Source organism: Achromobacter sp. DMS1, assembly GCF_001270295.1.
Map to the genome: position 1 here is coordinate 1 of NZ_LHSJ01000243.1, position 6557 is coordinate 6557.

Here is a 6557-nt window from a genome sequence, read left to right on the forward strand (position 1 = left end):
CGCGCCGGCGCCCGCCACCTCGTGGCCCAGCAGGGCGACCCGGCCCGAGGTGGGCGTGTCCACGCCCGAGATCTGGTTGAACATGGTGCTCTTGCCCGCGCCGTTGGGGCCGATGAGCGCCAGGATCTCGCCCGCCCGGATTTCCAGGTTCATGGCGTTGTTGGCCACCAGGCCGCCGAAGCGGCGCGTGACGTCCACGGCCTTGAGCACCACCTCGCCGCGCGGCGGCATGGTCCGGCGCGGCAGCGGCTCGGCCTGCATGTCCACCTGGCGTGGCTTGCGGCGCACCGGCGCCAGGCGAGCCAGCACCGGCCACAGCCCGCGCCGCGCGCGGTGCAGCAGCAGCACCATGCCGAAGCCGAACACGATGATCTCGAAGTTGCCGCTCTGGCCGAGCAGGCCGGGCAGCAGGTCTTGCAGCCACTGCTTGAGGACGGTGAACACGCCCGCGCCCACCAGCGCGCCCCAGACCTGCGCCGCGCCGCCGATGACGGTCATGAACAGGTATTCGATGCCCATCTGCAGGCCGAACGGGTGGGGATTCACGAAGCGCTGCATGTGGGCGTACAGCCAGCCCGAGGCGCAGGCCTGCAGCGCCGCCAGGACGAAGATCACCATGCGCGAGCGCGCCGTGTCCACGCCCATGGATTCCGCCATGACCCGTCCGCCCTTGAGTGCCCGGATGGCCCGGCCCTCGCGGGAGTCCAGCAGGTTCTGCGTGCACCAGACCGCCACCAGCAGGAAGGCCCAGATCAGATAGTAGATGTGATCGCCCTGCGTGAGCGGCGTCCCGAACACGCGGATGGGCGGAATGTCGGGGATGCCGGTGTGCCCGCCCAGCCCCTCCACCGAGCCGAAGGCGTAGTAGAGCGACAGGCCCCAGGCAATGGTGCCCAGCGGCAGGAAATGGCCGGACAGCCGCAGCGTGATGGCGCCCAGCAGATAGGCCAGCGCCAGCGTCAGCGCCAGGCCGGCCAGCAGGGCCAGCCAGGGAGAGGCGCCCAGCCAGCCCAGCCAGGCGGGCAGCGCGTCGGCGCGCGTGGTGAGCACGGCCGTGGTGTAGGCGCCCACGCCCACGAAGGCGGCCTGGCCGAAGCTCGTCAGGCCGCCCACGCCCGTCAGCATCACCAGCCCCAGCGCCACCAGGGCGTACAGGCCGATGTAGTTGAGCAGCGTTACATAGAACGGCGGCAGCGCCAGCGGCGCGACGGCCAGCAGGGCCAGGAAAACGACGAGGATGTGGCGGGGGCTCATTCGTCTTCTTCCTCGACGTGATGGCTTTTCAGGGAGCGCCAGAGCAGCACCGGAATGATCAGCGTGAAGACGATGATTTCCTTGTAGGTGCTGGCCCAGAAAGAGGAGAACGATTCGATCAGGCCCACCAGCACCGCGCCGCCGGCCGCCAGCGGATAGCTGACCAGCCCGCCGATGATGGCGCCCACGAAGCCCTTGAGGCTGACCAGGAAGCCCGAGTCGAAATACACGGTGGTGATGGGGGCGATGAGTATGCCCGACACGGTGCCGATCAGGGCGGCCAGGAAAAAGGTGGCCTTGCCCGCGAATACCGGCGAGATGCCCATGAGACGCGCGCCGAGCCGGTTGTACGCGGCGGCGCGCAGCGCCTTGCCGTACATCGAACGTTCGAAGAACACGTACAGCACCAGGATGAGCAGCGCCGACACGGCCACCACCCATAGCGCCTGGCTGTTGAGGTTGACCGGCCCCAGCGCGAAGCTGGCCTCGCTGAAGGGCGCGGTGCGCGCGCCCTCGGCGCCGAAGAAATACAGGCCCAGGCCCACCAGCGCCAGGTGCACGGCGATGGACACGATGAGCAGCACCAGCGTGGAGGCGCCGGCGATGGGCTGGTAGAACAGGCGGTAGAGCTGCGGGCCCATGGGCACGACCAGCAGCAGCGTGAGCAGCGCCTGCGCCGCCATCGGGAGCCGGGCCAGCGGAAGGCGGTACATCAGCGCGGCCAGCGCCAGCGGGTAGGCGATCCTGGCGGCCATGCGCCACGCGCCGCGCGCGCGTCCGGGGCACTTGCGGCGCGCCGCCAGGTCGGCCGCCACCTCGGCCACGGCGAAGGCGAGCAGCAGCCACACCAGGGCCACGGGCTTGCCGGCCTGGATGGCCGCCATGCCCAGCGCGCCATAGGCGACGAACTCGCCCTGCGGGATGAACAGGACGCGGGTAACGGTGAAGACGAGCAGGATGGACAGGGCCAGCAGCGCGTAGATGGCGCCGTTGGTGATGCCGTCCTGTCCGAGTATCAGGGCGATCTGAGCATTCATGCGGCATTCCGGGTAGAACGGACGGGGGCATCAGGCGGCCGGCCCCCGCATGCACGAGGCGCCCCGCCAGCGGGATGCCTCGGAGCCGGCTCTGCCGGTCCGCAGGCATGCCCCGAGGAGGGGGAAGCGCGCGGCGCTGCGGGGGCGGACCTCACTGCGCCAGCGTCCAGTTGCCGTTCTTCACGGTGATGAGTTCGCGGCCGCGCTCGTCGAAGCCGCTGTGGTCGGCCGGCGTCATGTTGTAGACGCCCTGCGTGCCCACCAACTCCCTGGTCTGTTCCAGCGCGTCGCGCAGCGCGCTGCGGAACTCCTTGGTGCCCGGCTTGCCGGCCTTCTCGGCCTTGGGCACGGCCTGCTCCAGGAGCAGGCCGGCGTCGTAGACGTTGGCGCCGAAGGTGGCGGGCTTGGAGCCGTTGAGCTTCTCGTAGGCCGCGATGTAGTTGCTGGCCACTTTCTTGGAGGGGTTGCTGTCGGGCACTTCGGGCAGCACCAGCATCAGGCTGGCCGCCAGGATGGTGCCCTCGACCTTCTTGCCGCCCAGCTTGAGGAAATCGGGCAGCGCGGCGCCATGGGTCTGGTAGAACTTGCCCTTGTAGCCCTGGTCGTACAGCGTGGCCTGCGGCAGCACGCTGGCCGCGCCGGGCGCCGCCACCAGCACCGCGTCGGGCCTGGCCGCGAGGATCTTCAGCGCCTGGCCCGTTACCGAGCTGTCGTAGCGCAGGTAGCGCTCGTTGGCCGTGATCTTGATGCCTTTCTCGGCCGCCATGCCCGAGAACACCTTGTACCAGTTTTCGCCGTAGGGATCGTTCAGGCCGATGAAGCCCACGGTCTTGATGCCCGTCTTGGCCATGTGGTCGACCAGCGCGCGGGCGATGATGTCGTCGTTCTGCGTGGTCTTGAAGACCCACTTCTTCTGGTCGTTCATGGGCAGCACCACGGCCGCCGTGCCCACGGGGGCCAGCATGGGCACGCCGGCCTCGGCGGCGAACTGGATGACGCCCATGGCGTTGGGCGAGCCCGAGGGGCCGATCAGCGCGTCCACGTTCTGCTCGCTGATGAGCTTCTTGAAGGCTGTGACCGAGTTGGTCGAGTCGCTGGCGTCGTCCAGCGAGATGTATTCCACGGTGATGTCGCCGATTTTCCTGGGCAGCAGCGGCACCGAGTTTTTCTGCGGAATGCCCACCAGGGCCGTGGGGCCGGTGGACGAGGTGACGACGCCCACCTTCATCTGCGCCAGGGCGGGCATGGCGCAGAGGGCGGCGACCGCGGCGGCGGCGAGGGAGAGCTTCTTCGACAGCATGGCAAATCCTCCGAACAGGGAGCTGGGTGGATACGGCAGGACTACGGAGAAAACAGACTGCGGGGGGCGGCGGCACAGCACTGTAGACGCGCGCCGCGCGCTTACCTATCCGTCAAAACCCGCAATCGGGTCTTTCAGATGGTGATGGAGCCGACGCTGGCGCCGCCGCAGACGAACAGCGTCTGGCCGGTCACGAAGCTGTTGGCCGGATCGGCGAAGAACATCACGGCGCGGGCCACGTCGTCGGCGCGGCCCAGGCGTTTGACGGGAATGCCGTCGGCCAGTTTCCGCTCGCGCTCGCTGCCGGGCTCGATGACCTCGTAGAACATGTCGGTCTGGATGGGGCCGGGCGCGACCACGTTCACGGTGATGCCGTCCGCCGCCAGTTCCAGCGCCCAGGTGCGCGCCATGCCCAGCATGCCCGCCTTGGTGGCCGAATATGCGGTGCGCGTGGGCAGGCCCAGCGCGCCGCGCGAGGACATGAGCACGATGCGGCCGAACTTGCGCTCGCGCATGCCGGGCAGCGCGGCCTGCACCAGGCTGATGGCCGCGCCCAGATGCAACTGCGTGAGTCCGTGCAGATCTTCCTGCGTGACCTCGGGCAGCAGCTTGGGCCAGATCACGCCGGCGTTATGGATGATGTGGCTGACCGGATGCCGCCGCGCCGCCTCTGCCGCCGCCTGCGCGGTGGCCTGCGCGTCCAGCAGGTCAACCTGCATGGACGACAGCCGCGGATGGCTGAATTCAGGCGCGCGACGCGCCAGCGACACCACTTCGTACCCCGCCTCCAGCAAGCTGCGGCAAATCTCCGCGCCGATGCCCGCGCTGCCGCCGGTAACGATCGCCGTCTGCAATTTCCCCATGGCGTTTCCCTTGTCTGTCATTGTCAATCTTTTCCTATATGTCGAAGCGGGGCCCTACCCCGAGGGGGCGGCGCATAACGCTTCGGGGGAGTCACACCGTCAGCGCCAGCACGCGCAGCGGGCTGCCCGAGCCCTTGCGGATCTTCAGCGGCGCGGAGAACACCACCGCGCCGGTGGGCGGAAGCTGGTCCAGGTTGGTCAGGCATTGCAGGCCGTAGCGGTTGTTGCCGTGCATGTAGTAATGGCAGGGGTAGGGCGGGTCCAGGTGCTGGGCCTGCCCGGCGTCGGTGCCCACCGATTCGGTGCCGAAGCCGTGCACGTCGCGTTCGCGGATGAGCCAGGGCACGACCTCGGCGTCGGGGCCCGGGGAATGGGCGCCGTCCTCGCGCATGTTGAGATACTCGGCGGGCTTGGCGCGCTTGGACCAGTCGGTGCGCATCAGCACCCACGAGCGCGGCGGGATGCGCCCGTGGCGCTCCTCCCATTCGCGCACATAGTCGATGGTGAGCAGGAAGTCGGGGTTGTCGCGCGCCGGCTCCGAGCAGTCGATGACGCAGGCGCCAGCGATGAAGGCTTCGACCGGGATGGTGTCCACGGTATTGTCGGGCTGGTCCTTGCCGGTGATCCAGTGCGCGGGCGCGTCGAAGTGCGTGCCGGTGTGTTCGGAGCAGGAGAAGTTGTTCCAGTACCAGCCCGGGCCTCGCTCGTCGTAGCGCGAGATCTCCTCGATGCGGAAGGGCCAGGCCTGGCCGAACTCCGGCGGCAGCACGATGGTGGGGAACTCCGGCGTCAGGGTTTCCGTCAGGTCCACCAGGCGGATGCTTCCGGATGCCAGCTCGGCCAGGAATTGGGTCAGGATGTTCGGGCTCATGCGTGGATCTCCTCGGGGTTGCGGGCAGGCGGCGCGGCGCGCCTTCACTGCCCCAGTTCGCGTTCCAGTCCTTTGGGGTTTTCGGCCAGGCGGGCGCGGAACTCCTGCGCCACGTCGCCCACGTACACGTCTTCCAGGCCGTCGCGCAGCGCGCGCACGATGGCGCCGGCCAGGGCGGCGGGCGCCACGCGCGGCGGCGGCGTGCGCTGTTCCCACTCATGGTCCAGCGGACCGGGAAACACGTTCACCACGCGCACGCCCGCGGCGCGCATTTCGGCGCGCAGGCATTGCGCCAGCGACAGCGCGGCGGCCTTGGAGGCCGACCACATGCCGCGCGCGGGCAGGTTCACGTGCGCGTAGATCGAAAGCACGTTCACCCAGGCCGCCGCGTTGTTCACGCCGTCGGCGGCGCGGGCGCACAGGGCCGGGCCGAAGGCCTGGGCCAGCCGCGCCAGGCCCAGCACGTTCACGTCCAGCGCGTCGCGCGCGGTATTGACGTCTTTGCGGTGGAGCAGGCCGCCCTCGCGCTCGAAGTCGGCGGTGTTGACCAGGATCTCCACCTTGCCGCCGATGGACGCCGCCACACGCTCCACCGAGTCGGTGTCGGTTACGTCCAGGGCCACGGCCTGGACGCGGGCCTCGGCCGCCAGCGCGTCGAACGCCGCGTCGCGCCGCCAGGGTTGCGGATCGCCCAGGAACACGGCGGGGCTGCCCGCGTCCAGCAGGGCGCGCGCCACGGCCTGGCCGACCGCCGACTTCCCGTCGGTGACCAGGGCGCGGCGGAACTTGGGATCGCACGAAGTCTCGCGCAGGGTCTTGTCGTCTTCCATATGGGGCGTGCTCCGTTCGGGCAGGGCGATCATCACGGCCTGGCCGCTGCGGTCCAGTTTCAGCGCCAGGCGCACGCGCGCGCCGTCGGCGCAATCCTGGTGCACGTGGGCCACGACCGAAGGGCCGGCGTCCATGCGCACCGTGCCCACGCGCCAGGGCAGGCGTTCGCGGAAATACAGGTCGTTGCTGTGATGCAGGGTGGTGCTGGCCAGCAATACGCCCAGGGGCGACACCGGCTTCCACGACAGCCGTTCTGACAGGCAGCGGCCGCACACCTCGCGCGGCGGGTACTGCACGGCGGCGCACTCGGCGCACACCTGCAGCGCGAAGCGGCCCTCGGCGGCGGCGGCCGTCAGGCCCAGCGCGCGCCGGCTGCGCGAGCCGGGCGGCAGCGTGGGCTG

The 6557-nt window shown here is 69.7% G+C and carries 6 protein-coding genes; all 6 read right to left on the bottom strand.

Going from position 1 to position 6557, the window contains the following annotated elements; translation table 11 throughout:
* Positions 1-1254, bottom strand: a 1254-nt coding sequence (locus AD428_RS21210) for an ABC transporter permease subunit (RefSeq protein ID WP_082308533.1), incomplete at its 3' end; no start/stop codon positions are given.
* A complete protein-coding gene (locus AD428_RS21215; protein WP_053246496.1) occupies positions 1251-2291 on the bottom strand; it encodes a branched-chain amino acid ABC transporter permease in 1041 nt (346 codons plus the stop codon). The genes AD428_RS21215 and AD428_RS21210, both read right to left, overlap by 4 nt.
* Positions 2292-2442: 151 nt before the next feature.
* Positions 2443-3591: an ABC transporter substrate-binding protein gene (locus AD428_RS21220; protein WP_053246497.1), complete on the bottom strand. Its 1149-nt coding sequence runs from the start codon at positions 3589-3591 to the stop codon at positions 2443-2445.
* 134 nt (positions 3592-3725) lie between these two features.
* Positions 3726-4454, bottom strand: a complete 729-nt coding sequence (locus tag AD428_RS21225; protein WP_053246500.1) for an SDR family NAD(P)-dependent oxidoreductase — start codon at positions 4452-4454, stop codon at positions 3726-3728.
* Positions 4455-4545: 91 nt separating this feature from the next.
* Positions 4546-5325 carry a cyclase family protein gene (locus AD428_RS21230; protein ID WP_053246498.1) on the bottom strand — a complete coding sequence of 260 codons (780 nt, stop codon included), beginning with the start codon at positions 5323-5325 and terminating at the stop codon, positions 4546-4548.
* 44 nt (positions 5326-5369) lie between these two features.
* A partial coding sequence (locus AD428_RS21235; protein ID WP_053246499.1) for an SDR family NAD(P)-dependent oxidoreductase occupies positions 5370-6557 on the bottom strand: 1188 nt, incomplete at its 5' end.